This is a genomic window from Mycolicibacterium pulveris (genome assembly GCF_010725725.1).
In the GTDB taxonomy this organism is placed as follows: Bacteria; Actinomycetota; Actinomycetes; order Mycobacteriales; family Mycobacteriaceae; genus Mycobacterium; species Mycobacterium pulveris.
In genome coordinates this window covers 1,534,991-1,552,056 of the sequence record NZ_AP022599.1, presented here as the reverse complement: position 1 = coordinate 1,552,056, position 17,066 = coordinate 1,534,991, and the positions used below count along the sequence as shown (strand labels likewise).

At 66.3% G+C, this 17,066-nt stretch carries 17 protein-coding genes and 1 pseudogene; 14 read left to right on the top strand and 4 right to left on the bottom strand.

Annotation, left to right across the window (positions count from 1 at the left end):
* Window positions 1-6: 6 nt before the first annotated feature.
* Window positions 7-670, bottom strand: a pseudogene (locus G6N28_RS07615) (HAD family hydrolase).
* A gap of 138 nt (window positions 671-808) precedes the next feature.
* On the opposite strand from G6N28_RS07615, the gene G6N28_RS07610 reads away from it, so the two are divergent.
* Window positions 809-1,018, top strand: coding sequence for a ribosome modulation factor (locus G6N28_RS07610; protein ID WP_163898923.1), 210 nt, complete (start codon window positions 809-811; stop codon window positions 1,016-1,018).
* Window positions 1,018-1,626, top strand: coding sequence for a nucleoside/nucleotide kinase family protein (locus G6N28_RS07605; protein ID WP_163898920.1), 609 nt, complete (start codon window positions 1,018-1,020; stop codon window positions 1,624-1,626). Before G6N28_RS07610 ends, G6N28_RS07605 begins: the two co-directional genes overlap by 1 nt.
* Before the next feature lie 101 nt (window positions 1,627-1,727).
* Here the strand turns inward: G6N28_RS07605 and G6N28_RS07600 are convergent, their stop codons facing one another.
* Together G6N28_RS07600 and fadD8 are read right to left on the bottom strand one after the other, a co-directional pair.
* Entirely contained in the window at window positions 1,728-2,999 is a 1,272-nt protein-coding gene (locus G6N28_RS07600) for a hypothetical protein (RefSeq protein ID WP_163898918.1), read from the bottom strand.
* A gap of 89 nt (window positions 3,000-3,088) precedes the next feature.
* Complete coding sequence (gene fadD8, locus G6N28_RS07595) at window positions 3,089-4,714, bottom strand: fatty-acid--CoA ligase FadD8 (protein ID WP_163898914.1); 1,626 nt, start codon at window positions 4,712-4,714, stop codon at window positions 3,089-3,091.
* Between the two features lie 387 nt (window positions 4,715-5,101).
* Between fadD8 and G6N28_RS07590 the strand changes: the two genes are divergently transcribed.
* Genes G6N28_RS07590 through G6N28_RS07535 form a run of 12 tightly spaced genes read left to right on the top strand, consistent with a single transcriptional unit; the run spans window position 5,102 to window position 16,470 of the window.
* Window positions 5,102-5,938, top strand: coding sequence for an MlaE family ABC transporter permease (locus tag G6N28_RS07590; RefSeq protein WP_163898910.1), 837 nt, complete (start codon window positions 5,102-5,104; stop codon window positions 5,936-5,938).
* A gap of 1 nt (window position 5,939) precedes the next feature.
* Complete coding sequence (locus G6N28_RS07585) at window positions 5,940-6,794, top strand: ABC transporter permease (protein WP_163898907.1); 855 nt, start codon at window positions 5,940-5,942, stop codon at window positions 6,792-6,794.
* Window positions 6,795-8,447: an MlaD family protein gene (locus tag G6N28_RS07580; protein ID WP_163898904.1), complete on the top strand. Its 1,653-nt coding sequence runs from the start codon at window positions 6,795-6,797 to the stop codon at window positions 8,445-8,447. It begins immediately after the preceding gene.
* A complete protein-coding gene (locus tag G6N28_RS07575) occupies window positions 8,444-9,499 on the top strand; it encodes an MCE family protein (RefSeq protein WP_128108446.1) in 1,056 nt (351 codons plus the stop codon). Before G6N28_RS07580 ends, G6N28_RS07575 begins: the two co-directional genes overlap by 4 nt.
* Entirely contained in the window at window positions 9,492-10,538 is a 1,047-nt protein-coding gene (locus tag G6N28_RS07570) for an MCE family protein (protein WP_163898901.1), read from the top strand. The genes G6N28_RS07575 and G6N28_RS07570 overlap by 8 nt, the downstream gene beginning before the upstream one ends.
* On the top strand, window positions 10,535-11,656 hold the full coding sequence (locus G6N28_RS07565; RefSeq protein WP_163898898.1) for an MCE family protein: 1,122 nt from the start codon (window positions 10,535-10,537) through the stop codon (window positions 11,654-11,656). The genes G6N28_RS07570 and G6N28_RS07565 overlap by 4 nt, the downstream gene beginning before the upstream one ends.
* A complete protein-coding gene (locus G6N28_RS07560; RefSeq protein WP_163898894.1) occupies window positions 11,656-12,999 on the top strand; it encodes an MCE family protein in 1,344 nt (447 codons plus the stop codon). The genes G6N28_RS07565 and G6N28_RS07560 overlap by 1 nt, the downstream gene beginning before the upstream one ends.
* Window positions 12,996-14,246: an MlaD family protein gene (locus tag G6N28_RS07555; RefSeq protein ID WP_163898890.1), complete on the top strand. Its 1,251-nt coding sequence runs from the start codon at window positions 12,996-12,998 to the stop codon at window positions 14,244-14,246. The genes G6N28_RS07560 and G6N28_RS07555 overlap by 4 nt, the downstream gene beginning before the upstream one ends.
* 31 nt (window positions 14,247-14,277) lie before the next feature.
* The gene (locus G6N28_RS07550) at window positions 14,278-14,934 is read left to right on the top strand and encodes an Rv1363c family protein (protein WP_163898887.1); all 657 of its coding nucleotides are present in this window, start codon (window positions 14,278-14,280) and stop codon (window positions 14,932-14,934) included.
* Window positions 14,935-15,729, top strand: a complete 795-nt coding sequence (locus G6N28_RS07545; RefSeq protein WP_163898883.1) for a mannan-binding protein — start codon at window positions 14,935-14,937, stop codon at window positions 15,727-15,729. It abuts the gene before it with no gap.
* Between the two features lie 2 nt (window positions 15,730-15,731).
* Entirely contained in the window at window positions 15,732-16,304 is a 573-nt protein-coding gene (locus G6N28_RS07540; protein ID WP_163898880.1) for a hypothetical protein, read from the top strand.
* 10 nt (window positions 16,305-16,314) lie between these two features.
* Entirely contained in the window at window positions 16,315-16,470 is a 156-nt protein-coding gene (locus G6N28_RS07535) for a DUF3253 domain-containing protein (RefSeq protein WP_163898877.1), read from the top strand.
* A gap of 17 nt (window positions 16,471-16,487) precedes the next feature.
* Here the strand turns inward: G6N28_RS07535 and G6N28_RS07530 are convergent, their stop codons facing one another.
* Window positions 16,488-16,952 (bottom strand): YciI family protein, encoded by a 465-nt coding sequence (locus G6N28_RS07530; protein WP_128108437.1) that lies wholly within the window; start codon window positions 16,950-16,952, stop codon window positions 16,488-16,490.
* Window positions 16,953-17,066 lie beyond the last annotated feature (114 nt).

Here is a 17,066-nt window from a genome sequence, read left to right as displayed (position 1 = left end):
CGCCGGTCACACTTGAAGACCGTAGTCTGCCAGCGCGGTTCGCAGGCCGGCGGTGCGTTCGGTGGTGGGCAGCGGGTCGACGAGGATGAAGCCGCAGCCGACGGCGCGGGCGCCGCCGTCGGCCTCGTCACTGTCGCCGACCCCGAGCCGCTGCAGCGCGGTCTCGAAGATGGCGGGGTCGGGTTTGACGGCGCCGACCTCATAGGACAGCACGAACTCGTCGACGAATTCGGCCGCGCCGATCGAGGCGAACGCGGGCCGCACGTCGAAGGCGATGATGGACACCACCGCGGTCTTGATGTCCTGTCGGTGCAGGTTTTCGAGCACGTCGGCGGTGTCGGGGTAGGGCGTCCAGCACTGCGGGTCGATGACGCGGGCGTACAGGTCTTCGGCGTGATGACCCGCCAGCCCGGATAGCCCGAAGGACGTGCAGGTAGGCCTCGCGGTGCAGGTGCGGAGCGAGGTCGCGGTTGACCCAGGCGTGGTAGGTGTCGCCGGGCATGTCCACGTGCTGACCGGTCGGCGCGGTGAGCCGGCGCATCAGCTCGGCCTGAACGTGGCCGTCGACCTCGCGTTCGTCGACCTCCATGCCGGAAAACCAGCTCTCGTCCTCCTCGAGCCGGAACAGGGTGCCGGAGAGGTCGAACAAAACGGCCCGGATCTCGGTCATTTCACCATGGTAGATCCGGGACGGGCGGCCTTGCGGGTCAAGCGTTCTCGTATTCTTCGGCGAGCAGACGCAGAAACGTATCGACACGCCGGTGCAGGTGCGCTTGTGCGCCTGCTCGCGGTGGGAAGGTGGTCACCGATGGCGCATCGACTGGTTACTGCTTACCGGGAGGGACGCAAAGCGTTCCCACACACGCTGGTCAACCCGTATGCGGGCATCGGTGACCGCGTGGTGGCGCGGATGTGGCGGCTGGGCTGGCAGCGCGCCGCGGAGGAGAACCGGGGGATCCCCAGCGAACGGGAGCGTATCGCGCGTCTGGCCGCGGAGATCGACGCGCTGCTGGACTGATGGCGCCGTTGCCGCCCGACCTCGCGGCGCGCGTGGCGGGTCGTCTTGATCGGCAACACCGGTGTCTGCTCGGGATCACCGGCGCGCCGGGTGCGGGCAAGTCGACGCTCGCCGAGGACGTCGAGGCGGCGTTCGACGGTGCCGTGTATGTGCCCGCGGACGGTTTTCATCTCGCCGACGCCGAGTTGACGCGGCTGGGCCGGCTCGATCGCAAGGGCGCGATCGACACCTTCGACGGATACGGCTATCTGAGCCTGCTGCAACGGATTCGGGCAGAGCCGCCGCACACCGTGTACGCGCCGGCGTTTCACCGTGACCTCGAGCAGCCGATCGCGGGCAGCATCCCCGTCGCACCCGATGCGCGGTTGGTCGTCACCGAGGGCAACTACCTCCTCGACGACGACGAGCCGTGGCCTGCCGTGCGCGCGATGCTCGATGAGGTGTGGTTCCTCGATGTCGACCCCGCCGAGCGTCGCCGCCGACTTATCAAGCGGCACGTGCAGTTCGGTAAGACAGCGGAACAGGCGCGGTCCTGGGTCCACGCGGTCGACGAACCCAACGCCGACCGGATCGAGGCGGGCCGACACAAAGCCGACCTCATCGTGTAGCACCTTCTAGGTGCTCCTTTAAGCGCGAGCGTGCGTGTCTGAGGGCGACACGCCGACAAGAACCGCGAGTTTACGCACGCTCGCGGGTGCGCGGCCCGGCGTCAAATCGCATCCAGCGCACCGGCGACGTCGGTCGTCGCCCACAGGTTGAGGAAGTTGGTCGTCATCAACAAGCGGCTGCGGGCCTGCTCGTCGCCGGCGATCCGCGCGTCGAACCGATCGGAAACCGGTTCGGGGAGCAGCTTCAGCAGGTACGACGGCACATCGAGCAACCACGCCAGCCCCATCACCGCGACGTACAGCAGCAGGTGCCGTGTGACCGTGGCCGCCTCGAGCGCCGGCCCTCCCGCCGAACGGAACTCGGCGAGAAAGTGCTCGAGCAGCGCATCGAAGTGCTGATCCCACATCTGGGTCTCCGCGCTGCACATCGCACCCCAGAGCACCATCGCCAGGTTCATCTGGCCGACGCAACCCCAGTCCAGCAGCCCGCATTCGAGGTGCCCGTCCGGACGTCGCCAGAACCAGGCGTTGTCGACGCTGGCGTTCCAGTGACACAGCGCGACGTAATCGGGATCGTCGGCAAGGTGTCGCCAGATGTCCTTCTCCCGGTCCGGGAAGCGGGCCACCTCATTACGCAGCCGCGCAAGGAATTCCGGCTCGCGGACGTTGTCCGGTAGCAGGGACGGGTGCGCGACGGCGAACTCGGCGAGCCGGTCGACCCGGCGCTGGAGTTGATCGGCAGTGTACGGCGCGCGTTCCCCGACCGACAGCCGCTCCATGTCGACGGGGAACTGCTCGACGAGTTCTTGCGGCAGTCGGCCCGCCTTGCCGGCCCCCGCGAGCTGGCCGAGCGCACCCAGCAGGGCCTCGTAGTGGGCCAGCGGATCCGGCATGGTGTAGTCCATGCACTTGTCATAGTGGGGTTCGATACCGTTGGTGCCGTAGGGGATTCGCTCAGTGATCAGCAGCCCGGTGCCCGACGGCGCGTGGTAGTCGGCGAACAGGCAGCGAGGCACGGTGATCGGAAAATCCGGCATGCGTGACAGCAACGCGAAGCGCACCTCGAACTCCATCTGGGTGCGGCCGCGGTCGCGTGCGGGGTCGCCGAAGTCGCGGGAGAACTTGACGAACAGATCGGTCGGCAAGCGTACCGTGCCGTCGTAGTCGACCGACAGCATCGCCTTGCGACCGGTGCTGCCGCCGCGGAACTCACGCAGGTCGGTGATCGCAAGGACTGTGTTGCCCGCTGTCAGTGCCCCCGACCGCCGAAACGCCTCGGTGAGAAATGATGCGCCGCCGCGGCGCAGGGCGTCGGCGTGCGCGGGCATGTCGAGGCCGAGATAGTCACCGCGCACCCACCCGTCGTCTGTCATCGAGGGTCACCCTCTCCCGTGAGCGTGCGCAAACTCGCGGATTTTGTCGGCGTGTCGGCCTCAGACACGCACGCTCGCGCCAAAAGGGCTCAGCCGACGGCGCGGTCGGCGTCCTTCCAGAATTGTGCGCGCACCGCCTTCTTGTCGGGCTTGCCCAGCGCAGTCACCGGCACCGAGTCGACCACGATCACCTGCTTGGGCGACTGCACCGAACCCTTGCGCTCCTTGACCGCGGCCTGGATCTCGGCGGTCATCCGCGCGATCGCCTCCTCGGACCGCTCGGCCTCGGGCCGCAGCACCACCACCGCCGTCACCGCCTCGCCCCACTTCTCGTCCGGCGTGCCGATCACGCACACCTGTGCGACCGAAGGATGTTCGGCCACAACGTCTTCCACCTCGCGCGGAAACACGTTGAACCCGCCGGTGACGATCATGTCCTTGGTCCGGTCGACGATGTAGTAGAAGCCGTCGGAGTCCTCGCGGGCCAGATCGCCGGTGTGCATCCAGCCGTCACGAAAAGTCTCCGCGGTGGCCTCGGGCTTGTTCCAGTAGCCACCGGACACCAGCGGGCCCGACACGCAGATCTCGCCGACCTCACCTTGGGGCACCGGGTTGCCGTCGGAGTCCAGCAGCGCCACCCGCGCGAACAGCGTCGGGCGCCCGCAGGAGGTCAACCGCTTCTCGTCGTGGTCGCCCTTGGCCAGATACGTGATCACCATCGGGGCCTCGGACTGGCCGTAGTACTGGGCGAAGATCGGCCCGAAGCGGCGGATCGCCTCGGCCAGGCGCACCGGGTTCATCGCCGACGCACCGTAGTACACCGTCTCGAGCGAGGACAGGTCGCGGGTGTGCGAATCCGGGTGGTCCAGCAACGCGTAGATCATCGACGGCACCAGCATGGTGGCGGTGATGCGCTGCTCCTCGATCACCCGCAGCACCTCGGCCGGGTCGAACTTGGACAGCACCACCATTTCGCCGCCCTTGACGATGGTCGGCACGAAAAACGCCGCCCCGGCGTGCGAAAGCGGCGTGCACATCAGGAATTTCGGGTGCTCGGGCCATTCCCACTCGGCCAGCTGGATCGTCGTCATTGTGGTGATCGACTGCACCGTGCCGATCACGCCCTTGGGCTTGCCCGTGGTGCCGCCGGTGTAGGCCATCCCGCCGATGTGATCCGGCGGCAGATCCGCCGCGGCCAGCGGGCGCGGCGGGTACTTCTCGGCCTCGGCGGTCAGGTCCACCGCGACGCCCGTCAGCGCCTGCGGCACCGGACCGATCGTCAGGATCTGTTTGAGCGACGGCACCTTCTCCAACAGCCCGATCGCGCGCTCGACGAACATCGGCACCGGGTCGATGATCAGCGACGAGACGCCGGCGTCGTCGAGCACGTAGGCGTGGTCGTCCAGCGAACCGAGAGGATGTAGTGCGGTGCGACGGTAGCCCTGGGTCTGGCCGGCGCCGATGATCATCAGCACCTCGGGGCGGTTCAGCGACAGCAGGCCCACCGCCGTTCCGCTGCCCGCGCCCAGCGCCTCGAACGCCTGGATGTACTGGCTGATGCGGTCGGCGAGCTCGCCGCCGGTCAGCGTGGTGTCCCCGAGGAACAGCACCGGTTTGTCCTTGTTCCGCTTCAGCGCGCCCACGGTGAGGTGTCCGGAGTGCAGGGGGTGACGCAACAGGTCTACCGACGAGCGCTCGTGCGAGGAGTTAACCATGGCCATCACACTAGAACGTGTTCCAGAATGCCCCCCCCGGTGCCCCACAAAGGCGGGCTCGCGGGAACGGCCAACCCGCAAACACCTCTCGTTGACGGCCACGACAATTCCGCGCCGCCGGAAATGCCGGTTGAGCGCACGCTTTCGCTCGTGTCAGCATGCCCGGCTCGTCGCCGCGGTGGGTATTCCGCAATTCTGCAGACTCGGCATTAGTAAATGTGCATACTCATCACTACTGCGGTGGGGCCACTGGAGCCCAGGGTGGACCACCACCGCGGTTGGTCACGTCTATACGGCGAAGTCAAGTGAATATGCTGCTTTTACCCGCAGACTTGGGGATGCGGCGGACACAGACGCGAGGCAATAAGTTAATGACGGTTCGTAACTATGGCGCGTAGTGACAGCGTCGAGGTCATCGGCGACTGGGCCGGTGGCTACGTCAAACGTCACCCCGTGGCAGCGCTGGCGACCGCCGGCGACCAGTTCGTGCTCGCGGTGCGCACGGTGCAGTACTTCTTCGTCGATCTTTTCACCGGCCGGTTCCAGTGGTGGGAGTTCATCCGCCAAGCCGCGTTCATGGCGGGCACCGCCGTGCTGCCGACGGTGCTGGTGGCCCTGCCCATCGGAGTCACCCTGTCGATTCAGTTCGCATTGCTCGCCGGCCAGGTCGGCGCCACGTCACTGGCAGGCGCGGCCAGCGGTCTGGCGGTGATCCGTCAGGCCGCCTCACTGACCGCGGCGATCCTGATGGCCGCCGCCGTCGGTTCGGCGATCACAGCGGATCTCGGTTCCCGCAAGATGCGCGAGGAGACCGAGGCGATGGAGGTGATGGGTGTTTCCGTGATCCGGCGCCTGGTGGTGCCCAGGTTCGCCGCGGCCATCATGATCGGCGTGGCGCTCACCGGCGTGGTGTGCTTCGTCGGCTTTCTGGCCAGCTACCTGTTCAACGTGTACTTCCAAAACGGTGCCCCGGGCAGCTTCGTCGCCACCTTCGCCGCGTTCACCACCACCGGGGACATGATCGTGGCGCTGGTCAAGGCCGTCATCTTCGGGGCGATCGTCGCGGTGGTGTCCTGCCAGAAGGGGATGTCGACCAAGGGCGGGCCGACCGGGGTGGCGAACTCGGTGAACGCCGCGGTGGTCGAGTCGATTCTCGTTCTCATGGTCGTCAACGTCGCGATCAGCCAGCTCTACATCATGTTGTTCCCCCGGGTCGGGCTCTGAGATGGCGTCGACTTTCGTACCGCCGCTGCTGGCGCCCTTCGTCCGCCTCTACCAGAAGGCCACCCCGCCGATCGGCCGGCTCGGCCACATGCTGGTGTTCTTCGTCCGCGCGATCGCGGCAATCCCGTTGGCGCTACGGCATTATCGCGCCGAATTCGTGCGTCTGCTGTCCGACATCGCCTGGGGTAACGGCTCTTTGGTGGTGGGCGGCGGTACCGCCGGGGTGGCGATCGTGCTGGGCGTCACCGTCGGTGCGCTCGTCGGCATCGAGGGGTACAACTTCCTCGACCTGCTGGGCCTTGGCCCGGCGACGGGCATCATCTCCTCGCTGGTCAACACCCGCGAGCTGGCCCCGATCGCGTTGTCGCTGGCGTTCGCCACCCAGGCGGGCTGCCGGTTCACCGCACAGCTGGGGTCCATGCGGATCGCCGAGGAGATCGACGCGCTGGAGTCCCTGGCGATCCGCCCGGTGCCGTACCTGGTGACCACCCGGCTGATGGCCTCGGTGGTCGCCGTCATCCCGCTCTACGTCGTGTGCCTGGCGGTCAGTTATCTGACCACCCAAGTGGTGGTGCGCGTCATCAGCGGCGGCGCGACGGGTTCGTATCTGCACTACTTCACGTTGATGCTGTCGGGCCAGGACATCTTGTACTCGTTGCTGAAGGCCATCATCTTCGTGTGGATCGCCACGACGATCCAGTGCTACTACGGCTTTTACGCCGCCGGCGGCCCCGAGGGTGTGGGCGTCGCCGCCGGCCATGCGATGCGGGCCAGCATCACCGTGGTGATCATCGTCAACATGCTGCTCACCATGGCGCTGTGGAACGTCGACTCCGGAGCGAGGTTCGGGGGCTAGGTGGCGAATTCCTTCGACCTGGACGGGCGCGGCCCCAACGACCGGCAGCTGCTGGTCGGCGGGCTCGTGGTTCTCCTTGTGCTAGGGGTGATTTCGACGGCCCTGCTGGTCAAGTCGACCGGGCGGCTCGATCCGTTCGTCCGGGTCGTCGCGGACCTCGTCAACGTCGGTGACGGCCTGCCCCAGCGGTCGGATGTCAAGTACCACGGCGTGCTGGTCGGCACGGTCGACAGCGTCACCCCGGCCGCGGACGGCAACCCGAACTACGTCCACATCAACCTGGACCCGCATTACGCCCGCTCGATACCGGCCAACGTCACCGCGCGGGTGGTGCCCAGCAACGTGTTCGCGGTGTCGTCGGTGCAGCTGGTCGACAACGGCGACGGGCCGCCGATCCGTGCGGGCGCGCACATTCCGGAGGACACCGAGCTGCCGACCGTGTTGTTCCAGACGACGATCAGCAAGCTGCGCGACATCCTGGCCGCCACCGGGCGGGGTCGCGAAGACAAAACCATCGGCATCCTGGCCGCGATCAACGAGGCCACCGAGGACCGCCGCACCGAGTTGCTGGCCGCCGGCGCCCAACTGGACCGGCTCATCGATGATGTCGACGCGATTGTGGCCACCGGGCCGGACTCGACGACGGTGTCGGCGCTCACCGATGCGGCCGTCGGACTGCAGCAGACCACACCGGAACTGTTCGACGCGCTGCAGAAGGCGGTGCAACCGATGCAGGTGCTGGTCGAGCAGCGGGCCCAGCTCGACACGCTGGTCAACGGCGGTATCCACACCATGAACACCACTCACACCGCGCTGAACAACCACACCGACCGAATGGTCAAGATCAGCTCGGAGCTGACCCCGGTGGTCGGCAACCTGGCGGATACCTCGCGCCACTGGGTGCCGGCCTTCGTCAAGCTGAACGAGCTGTCCGACAAGTTCTTCGACGAGGTGTGGATGCATGACCGCGACATCGGCAACATGCGGGTGAACCTGTCGTTCACGCCGACCTACACCTATACCCGTGCCGATTGCCCGCAGTACGGCGAACTCAAGGGCCCGAGCTGTTACACCGCGCCATTGGTTCCGGTGCGGCCGCCCCTCCCGGATACGCTGCTACCACAGAACTATCAGCCTCCGAAGGACCTGGCGCCCCCGCCCGGCACGGTATTGGGGGAGAACGGCAACCTGGTTGCCGTCGGGCCACCGCTGGTCAACCCGTACCCAAACCTGGCTGATCCGAATCCACCTCTGCCACCGGGAGTTTCGCCGTCGCCACCGGTACCCGGATCGGCCAACCCGGCGCTGGAACCAACGCCACAGCCGCCGGTGATCCAATCCCCACCGGCACCGGTCGCGCCCAAACCATGGGATCCGCCAGCCCCACCTGCCGGGCCGGTAGCTCCGCAGCCATCCGGTCCGTTGCCCGCCGAAGCCGCGCCGGCTCCTGTTATAACGCCGGCTCAGCCGGCTCCTGCTATAACGCCGGCTCAGCCGGCGGCCTTCGGCGGGAACGTCGGACCCGTTGGTAGCCGACAGGAACGCAACCAGCTGTCCGTCATCACCGGCCAGCCGGCCACCACGGCGACCCAGTTGCTGCTCGGACCGGTAGCCCGTGGCACGACCGTCTCGCTTGACCAGGAGGCCCGATGAAGTACCGCGGAGCGCTGATCGGCCTGTCGCTGTTCATGGTGGTCGCGATCACGCTGACCTGGCTGGTGTACGTCACGCTGCGTCGAGACGTGGCCGGCCGGACCGTGCCCTATGCCGCGATGTTCACCGATGTGTTCGGGTTGCGTGAGGGCGACGACGTGCGGATGGCCGGTGTGCGGGTGGGCCGGGTGGAAAGCATTGAGCTGCAAGGCAAACACGCCAAGGTGTCCTTCGTGGTGCAAAGCGACCAGCAGGTGCTGGGCACCACCGTTGCCTCGGTCACCTACCAGAACATCGTCGGCCAGCGATATCTCGGTCTGTCGCTGGGCAATCTCGGTGACCCGGGCCCGCTGAAGCCCGGCAGCGTCATCCCCGTCGAGCGCACCGACCCGTCGTTCGATGTCGGCCGGCTGCTCAACGGGTACGAGCCACTGTTCAGCGTTCTCGACCCCAAGCACGCCGACAACTTGACCAAGGGTGTCATCCAATCGCTGCAGGGCGACAAGGGGTCCATCACCGCCCTGGTGGACCAGACCAGCCAGCTCACCGAGTCGTTCGCCGGTCAGGACGAGCAACTCGGTGAGGTGATCACTGACCTGAACGTCGTGGTGGCCAACCTCGCCCGGCACAACGACGACCTCGACCACATCATCGGCGAAGCCCGCACGGTGGTGTCGACCTTCGACGCGCGACGCCCCGAATTGGTGGCGTCGATGAGTTCGATCGCGAAGGTGGTGCGGCAATTGTCGACGATCTCCGACGAGGTGTACCCGTCGCTGAAGGAAATGGTCACCCGCGAACCGGGGTTCGCGGCGCACATGGTCGGTCTGGAGAACCAGCTGGCATTTACCGGCGCCAACCTCCCGTTGCTGCTGAAGGGCTTTGCACGCATCACCAGCGAAGGCTCCTTCGCCAACGCCTACGCATGTGACCTGAATATCCAAGGATTCTTCCCCGGCCTCAACGACGTGGTGCCGATCATCGTGGACGCCGCCACCCCCGGCAACAAGGCGCGTTACACCCCGAAGTGCAGGAACATGGCCAATGGCTGATCAGACGAAGCCGCGGCGCCGGCGACTCCCGCTGGAGAACCGCAACAAGACCTGGATGGGCGTCGTTGCGGTCCTGGTGGTTTCGTTGCTCGTCGGAACGCTGCTGTTGTTCAAGGTGGCCAACTTCGGCTACCGGCAGTACACCGCGCACTTCTTGCAGGCCGCCGCGCTGCAAGTCGGCAATCCGGTCACGGTTGCCGGAATCCCTGTGGGCGAGGTGTTGAGTATGGAACTCGCCGGTGACTACGTCGAGGCCAAGCTCAAGGTGCGCAATGACGTTGCGCTGGGCGAGGATTCACGGGCCTCGATCAAGATCACCACGATCCTCGGCTCGCGGTATCTGGCCCTGTTTCCCGACGGTGCAGGCTCGCTGCCGAACGACACCTTCGACCTGACCCACACCGAGGTCCCCTACGACCTGCAGGAAGCCCTCGCCGACGTCACCCGAACCTACGAGCAGGTCGACTCCGACAATTTCGCCGAGACGCTGTCCATTCTGGGCGAGCAGATGAAGACGTTGCCGCCGGTGGTGCCGCAGGCCCTGGAGAACACCCACACGCTGTCGACGATCATCGCCGAGCGTCGCGACCAACTGGGTGAACTGCTGAAAACCACTGAAGTGGTCAGCAATACGCTGCGCCGTCAGCAGTCCACCATCGGCAGCCTGGTAAACCAGGGCAACTCGTTGCTCGGCGAGTTCGTCGCGTCGCGTGCGACATTCCACGCGATGATGGATGCGCTCACCAACCTCGTCGAAACATTGAGCAGCGTCGTCATCGACGACCGGCCCGAACTCGAGGAGCTGCTGGGCAATCTGCGCGAGTTGTCCACTCTGCTCGCCCGCGACGGTGACGGCTTCCTGCGCAGCATCCTGCAGTCCGGGCCAATCGCCCTGCGTGGCTTGGCCAACGCCACCGGCAGCGGCAATGCGGCTGGGTTCAACGCGACCAACGGCCTGCTGGTCGACTCGTGGATGTGCGCAATCAGCGGCCGCGCCAAGCAATTCAGCATGATCGAGTACTACCAGGACTGCAAATGAGGATCACCAAGACCAAGCTGCTGGTTGCCGGTGCGATCGCACTGGTCGCGGGTCTGGTGTTGGCCACCGTCGTGGTGCTCTACACCAAGGACCGGCTCGACACCATCACGGTGACCGCCCAGTTCGACAGTGCCGCAGGCCTATACGAGGGAAACACCGTCGCGGTTCTCGGGATGCCGGTGGGCCGGGTCGCCAAGATCACCCCCAAGGGGGGCTACGTCGAGGTCGACTTCACCGTGGACAAGGATGTCAAGGTTCCCGCGGACGTCCAGGCGGTGACGATTTCCAACTCGATTCTGACCGACCGGCAGATCGAACTGACGCCACCCTACTCGGGCAGCGGTCCGACCCTGCAGGATCACGCGACCATCGGCCTGAATCGCACCCAGACCCCGGTGGAATTCGCCCGGGTGCTCGACGTTCTCGACAAGCTGTCGGTATCTCTGGAGGGCGACGGAAAGGGTGACGGCCCGATCGCCGATGTGGTCAACGCCACCGCCGCGATCGCCGACGGCAACGGCCAGCAGATGAAGGACGCGCTCGGCGAGCTGTCGAATGCCCTGCGGCTCAGCGCCGATCGGGGCACGGTGACCAAGGATCAGCTGACCACCATCGTCCGGAACTTGAGTTCGTTGTCAGAGGCGGCGGCCAGGAATGACGAGACACTGCGGGAATTCGGCTCGTCGGTGCGCGCACTCAGCCAGATCCTGGCCGATGAGAACCTCGGCAGCGGGACCACCGGCAAAAAGATCAACGAGGTGTTGACCAACACCCGTGAGGTGCTCGAGATCCATCGCGACACCATCAAGGATCTCGTCGCCAACGGCGACATTGTGCTGAACACGGCTGTCGATCACGAACGCGATCTCAAGGAATTCCTGGACGTGGCGCCGATGACACTGGACAACCTGTACAACATCGTCGACCGGAAGAACGGCGCCTTGCGGGTCAAGGTGCTCACCGACCGGGTGTTGTTCGACAACCAGTTCATCAAGGAGGTGTGCAACGTGATGGGGCTGCGGCAACTGGGCTGCAGCACCGGGACGTTGCAGGACTTCGGGCCGGACTTCGGGCTGACGTACATGCTGGACGGACTCGCGGCGATGGGACAGAAATAATGACCCCGAGCAGCAGGCGCCACCGTCGGCCGATCGCGCTGGCGATGGCGGCGTGCCTGGCCCTTTCCGGCTGTGCCACCGACGGTTTGGCCAGTTTGCCGCTGCCGGCACCCGGCGTCGGCTCCGGCGGCTACCAGCTGACGGCGGTGTTCTCCAACGCGCTGAACCTGCCCGCCAGCGCCAAGGTGAAGCTGGCCGGTGCCGATGTCGGCCAGATGGAGTCGATGAAGGCGCGCAACTACACCGCGGTGACCACCTTGCGCATCATGGACGGAGTTCAGGTGCCCCAGGGCAGCACCGCCGAATTACGTTCCGCGACACCCCTCGGCGATATTTTCATCGCGATCAAGCCGCCGTTCCCCGCCGATCCGAACGCGCCCTTGTTGACCGATGGCGACACGATCCCATTGGAGTCGACGACGGCCGCAGCCACCGTCGAATCGGTGTTGGCATCGGCGGCGGTGTTGGTCAACGGCGGTGCGGTGCGCAACTTCACCAACATCATCAACGGACTGGGCAAGGCGACCGGCGATCAGGGCGAGGCGTTCGGCAATCTCATCCGTAAGACCAACGACACCCTGGGCACGCTGAACGCCCGGTCCGGGCAGATCTCGAACGCGATCACCGAGACTTCCCGGCTCGTCGAGGCCATCGAGGCCAAGAATCAGACCATCAGCGAAGTGATGGCCGAAGCCCGTCCGGCCACCGACACGCTGGCGGCACACACCACCCAGATCGCCGACCTCGTCGAGCAGGTCGGTGATGTGTCCGTTCAGGCACGCAAGTTCCCGTCGATCGCCGGCACCGACACCAGCGGCCGCAGCGTCATCGCTGACGCCAACACCGTCGCCGGCGCGTGGAACGACGTCGCGCTGGCCCCCGACGCGACGCTCTATGCGCTGAACCGGCTGATGCCCCCATTCATCAAGTCGATGACCGGCAACGCGCTCGCGACCAACGCGAGCATCGACCGATTGATCCTCGGACACATACCCGATATCGGCTTCGCCGGAGACCAGGGGTTCCACGGTCCCAAGTGGCACAACTGGTTTCACCTGGTGGGCTCGTTCAAGTACACGCTGTACCGGCTGCAGGAGAAGATCGTCGGCAAGGGTCCCGGTGTGCCGCAGGTCCCGGTGATCCCCAGTCCGACCGAGCCCGGGGAATTGGAGGTCGCGGGGCCACCGCTCGCCCCACCAACGCCGCCGGCACCGCTGCCCGTCGCGCCCCCGGCGACCGATATTCCACTGCCGGCACTGGGGCCGGTGGCCGGGCCGCCGCTGCCACCTTCGCCCGCCCCGCCGCCTGCACCCGCGCCACTGCCTGCGGAGGCGCCACGATGATCTCGACAGTTGCCGACCGGCTGGTCGACCTTGTCCGGTTCGGCCACCGCCGCCGCGCCTGGCTATCTTCCGCCGGGTTGGTTCTGGTCCTGGTGGTAGCGACCGGCTACCTGCTGTTCGGTGCGTTGCGGGTGAACCCGTTCGCCTCGCAGTATCAACTCACCATCCAACTGCCCGAGTCGGCCGGCCTGCTGCCCGACCAGGACGTGACGATGCGTGGCGTGCCGATCGGCCGGGTGGACCGGCTCGACATCACCCCGGCCGGGGTGAACGCGGTGGTCAACGTCAAATCGTCGATGAAGATCCCGGAATCCAGCGATGTCGCGGTGTCGGGCCTGTCGCCGGCCGGTGAGCAGTACATTGACTTCCTGCCGGAGTCCGACCAGGGCCCGTTCCTGGCCGATGGCGCCGTCATCGAGCAGGGTAGGGCCACGGTGCCGGTCAGCCTGGCCGAGCTGTTGGCCAACACGGACGGGGCGTTGGCGCAGGCCGATACCGAGAAACTCGAGCTGATCAGGCGAGAGTTGAGCCTGTCGCAGGCCGGTCCCCAGAAGCTGAAGGACATCGTCGAAGGCGGTACGTTCCTGTTGTCCACGATGGATTCGGTGTTGCCGGAGACCAGCAGCCTGTTGCGGACCAGCCGGGTGGTGCTCACGTTGGCCGCCGACAAGAACGCCGGAATCGCAGTTGCCTCAGATAATCTCGACCAGAGCTTCGTCGGCATCAACAAGATGCGCGACGGCTATCGCCGGCTCACCAACCAGGGTCCGGATGCGCTGTCCGCGGTGGACGCCTTGTTCATCGACAACTCCGACACGATGGTGCAACTGCTCGGCAATCTGACCACCGTCTCCCGGCTGTTGTACCTGCGGGTGCCGGCACTGAATGCGCTGTTCCCGGACTACCGTGGCTCGCTGCTCGACGCGCTGGGCAGCGCGATGCACGACAACGGGCTGTGGGCCAGCGGCGACATCTACCCGCGGTATCACTGCGACTACGGAACGCCGCGCCTTCCACCGTCCAACGCGGACTACCCGGAACCGTTCATGTACACATTCTGCCGCGACGATCACCCCGGGATGCTGGTCCGCGGAGCCAAGAACGCGCCGCGGCCGGCCGACGACGACACCGCGGGCCCCCCGCCCGGTGCCGATCTCGGTCGGCAGACGGATCCGACCCCGAAGGGCCGGTTCACCATTCCCACCCCGTACGGTGGGCCGACGCTACCGATCGAGCCACCGCGGTGAGCCGCGAGTGCGTAGTTGCTAGGAGATCAAGTTGTCTGTGACGAACGACAAGGACACCGACAAGAAACCCGACGGTGACAGCGAAACTACTGAGGCAACGTCGGACGTCGAGCAGCCCGACACCGACGTGTCCGACGCCCCCGAGACCGCCTCGGGCAGCGACGACCGGACACCCGACGACCCGGCGTCCGGCACGGCGGGCGAGCGGAACTGGCCGCGCCGCATCCGGCTCGCGGCACTGGCCACCCTGGTCGTCGGGGTGCTGGCCGGCTCCGGTTTTCTGGGCTGGCAGCTATGGCAGCTGCGGCAGCTGGAACACGCCGCCGATGCCGCCCAGCAGGCGGCGGTCGAGTACGCGCAGGTGCTGACCAGCATCGACTCCAACGAGGTCGACGAGAACTTCGCAGCGGTACTCGACGGCGCGACCGGCGAGTTCAAGGACATGTACTCGAAGTCCAGCGCCGAGCTGCGCCAGTTGTTGATCGACAACAAGGCCTCCGCGCACGGGGTGGTGCTGGAGTCGGCAGTGCAATCCGCCACCACGGACAAGGTGGTGGTGTTGCTATTCGTCGATCAGGCGGTGCAGAACGCCACCGTCCCGGATCCGCGTATCGATCGCAGCCGGATCAAGATGACCATGGAGTACGTCGACGGTCGTTGGCGCGCAAGCGAAGTCGAGCTGCCCTAGATGCGCGCGTCCGTCGTGGCCGCGGTAGCCGTCGTCGCCGCCCTGCTGACCGCACCCGCTGCTGCAGCGTCAGCACCGTCGTTCTGTGACGAGCTGGGCGGACAGTGGGACGGGCAGTTCTGCAGCACGTCGGTGGTCTCGGAGCGCAACGCCGTCCGCACCATCAAGATGGCGTTGCCCGGCGATCTGGTGAACAACCCCACCATCCGGGAATACCTGACCAACCTGATGAACAACTGGCGCAACGCCGCGACGAAGATGGTCCAGGACAGCTTCGGCGAGCAGCACTTCCAGATCTTCCATCACGGCGACGCGATGACGGCCGTCTTCCACGAGATGTATTCGGGCACAGTGGGTACCGACGCCCTCGCACACCCGAACGCGCCCATCATCAGCGACGCCTACCGCACCTTCACCTTCGCCGGCGGGCGGCAGCTGCAACTGGCCGACCTGTTCAAACCGGGCGTCGACCACCTGGCCGAGATCCCGCGCCTGGGTGCGCCGTTCATCGTCGCCGCACTCGATGCCGCACCGCCGCCGCACCAGGCCGGCACCTATCCGTTCACCCCGGACCGCTGGACCCCGGACAAGGTGTACTCCGGCGGCTACCGGGCGTGGGCGCTCACCCCGGATGAGCTGATCCTCTACATGCCCGACTATCCGGTCGGTCGCGACAGCCCGTTGGACTACACGATCGGCCGCATGCAGTGGGCGATGGACGGCGGCACCGTGCAGGCCCATATCCCGCTGTCGGCGCTCGCGCCGGTGCTGCGTCCCGAATTCGGCGGCGCCTGACCATGTTTCGGGTTGTGGTGGCGAGCATCGCGGCGCTGCTGGTCGCCGCGCCGATGGCACGGGCCGACGAGGTTGCGCCGACGCTGCCGGTGTTCACACCGCACCCGTCGGCCTGGCAGCCCGACTACACCGTGTTCCCGTACAACCTGTGGCAGATCCGCGTCACCCCCGAACAGGTCACCGCGATGCGGGACTCCTGCCAGTGGTTCAACGCCCAGTACGACGAACTGATGGCGCAGGTGTTCGGCTTTCAGCACTTCCTGGCCGACCACGACGACGACTGGTCGGCGCCGGGGATGACCCGCGCCGGTGACGTCGTCGCCGCCAACCTCGACCAGTCCGCGGCCTTCCTGAACCCCCGTGCGCACACGCTGTTCATCATCAACTACCCGGACCAGAGCGAGTATTCGCCGGTGTTCCACGGGGATTCGATGTACCGGCTGTGGTATCAGTTCACCCAGATCAGCGACAAGATCAAGAAGCGGCTGCCCGCCGGGCAGATCAACGCCAATATCGCCACTGCCAACGTCTACGGCGGGGTGATCCGCGACTCCGGGGTGTGCGCGGGAGCGTAGATTCGGCCGAATGAGCACCCGGCGGCGGCTGCGCGAGGCGATCCTGGACCTGTCCCGCGAACGCGGGCCCCTGGCCCGCGACGGTCACGTCGAGATCACCCAAAAGGGGGAGGTGCTCGACCCCGACGCAACGTGGCGCGGACCCATCCGGATCCGCGCCACCTAGCCTCGCCGCCCGAGGGCCTAGACGAACTGCTCGGCCTCGGCGCGGGCCTGCGTCGCGATCTTCTCCGCAAGCTCGGCCTTCCACTGAATCTCCTTCTTGACCCAGGGATTGTCGAGCGGGAACTCGGTCGTCTCGGCGACCCGCCGCACCTCGACCTTGACGCCCTTGCCCAGGGGGATCTTCCGCGCCCACTGCTCGGCCTCGTCCTTCGACGACACCTGCAGAATCCAGAACCCGTTGAACAGCTCCCTGGCGTCCGTGTACCCGCCGTCGGTGACCGTCGGTGGATCGGAGTTGAAGTCGACGACGAACCCCTCCTCAGGTCCGGTCAGGCCCTCACCGGCCAGTAGCACACCGGCCTTGATGAGCTCCTCGTTGAAGCGGCCCATCTGTTCGAAGATCTGGTCGAAGTCGATCTCGGCCTCGGCCATCGCGGCCTCGGCCTCCGGGGTGGAGCGCATGATCAGCATGTAACGCGCCATCGTGATGTCTCCTTCAGGTTCTCGTCGTGCCCCGTACGGGCACCTTTAGAGACCGACACGTCCCGACGCGATTTCTCATCGAAGGTCTCCCGGGAGATCGGCAACTGCGGCCGA

Coding starts and splice junctions, on each gene's coding strand:
- G6N28_RS07610 (WP_163898923.1), top strand. CDS start 809: ATGGCGCATCGACTGGTTACTGCTTACCGGGAGGGACGCAAAGCGTTC.
- G6N28_RS07605 (WP_163898920.1), top strand. CDS start 1,018: ATGGCGCCGTTGCCGCCCGACCTCGCGGCGCGCGTGGCGGGTCGTCTT.
- G6N28_RS07600 (WP_163898918.1), bottom strand. CDS start 2,999: ATGACAGACGACGGGTGGGTGCGCGGTGACTATCTCGGCCTCGACATG.
- fadD8 (WP_163898914.1), bottom strand. CDS start 4,714: ATGGTTAACTCCTCGCACGAGCGCTCGTCGGTAGACCTGTTGCGTCAC.
- G6N28_RS07590 (WP_163898910.1), top strand. CDS start 5,102: ATGGCGCGTAGTGACAGCGTCGAGGTCATCGGCGACTGGGCCGGTGGC.
- G6N28_RS07585 (WP_163898907.1), top strand. CDS start 5,940: ATGGCGTCGACTTTCGTACCGCCGCTGCTGGCGCCCTTCGTCCGCCTC.
- G6N28_RS07575 (WP_128108446.1), top strand. CDS start 8,444: ATGAAGTACCGCGGAGCGCTGATCGGCCTGTCGCTGTTCATGGTGGTC.
- G6N28_RS07570 (WP_163898901.1), top strand. CDS start 9,492: ATGGCTGATCAGACGAAGCCGCGGCGCCGGCGACTCCCGCTGGAGAAC.
- G6N28_RS07565 (WP_163898898.1), top strand. CDS start 10,535: ATGAGGATCACCAAGACCAAGCTGCTGGTTGCCGGTGCGATCGCACTG.
- G6N28_RS07560 (WP_163898894.1), top strand. CDS start 11,656: ATGACCCCGAGCAGCAGGCGCCACCGTCGGCCGATCGCGCTGGCGATG.
- G6N28_RS07555 (WP_163898890.1), top strand. CDS start 12,996: ATGATCTCGACAGTTGCCGACCGGCTGGTCGACCTTGTCCGGTTCGGC.
- G6N28_RS07545 (WP_163898883.1), top strand. CDS start 14,935: ATGCGCGCGTCCGTCGTGGCCGCGGTAGCCGTCGTCGCCGCCCTGCTG.
- G6N28_RS07540 (WP_163898880.1), top strand. CDS start 15,732: ATGTTTCGGGTTGTGGTGGCGAGCATCGCGGCGCTGCTGGTCGCCGCG.
- G6N28_RS07535 (WP_163898877.1), top strand. CDS start 16,315: ATGAGCACCCGGCGGCGGCTGCGCGAGGCGATCCTGGACCTGTCCCGC.
- G6N28_RS07530 (WP_128108437.1), bottom strand. CDS start 16,952: ATGGCGCGTTACATGCTGATCATGCGCTCCACCCCGGAGGCCGAGGCC.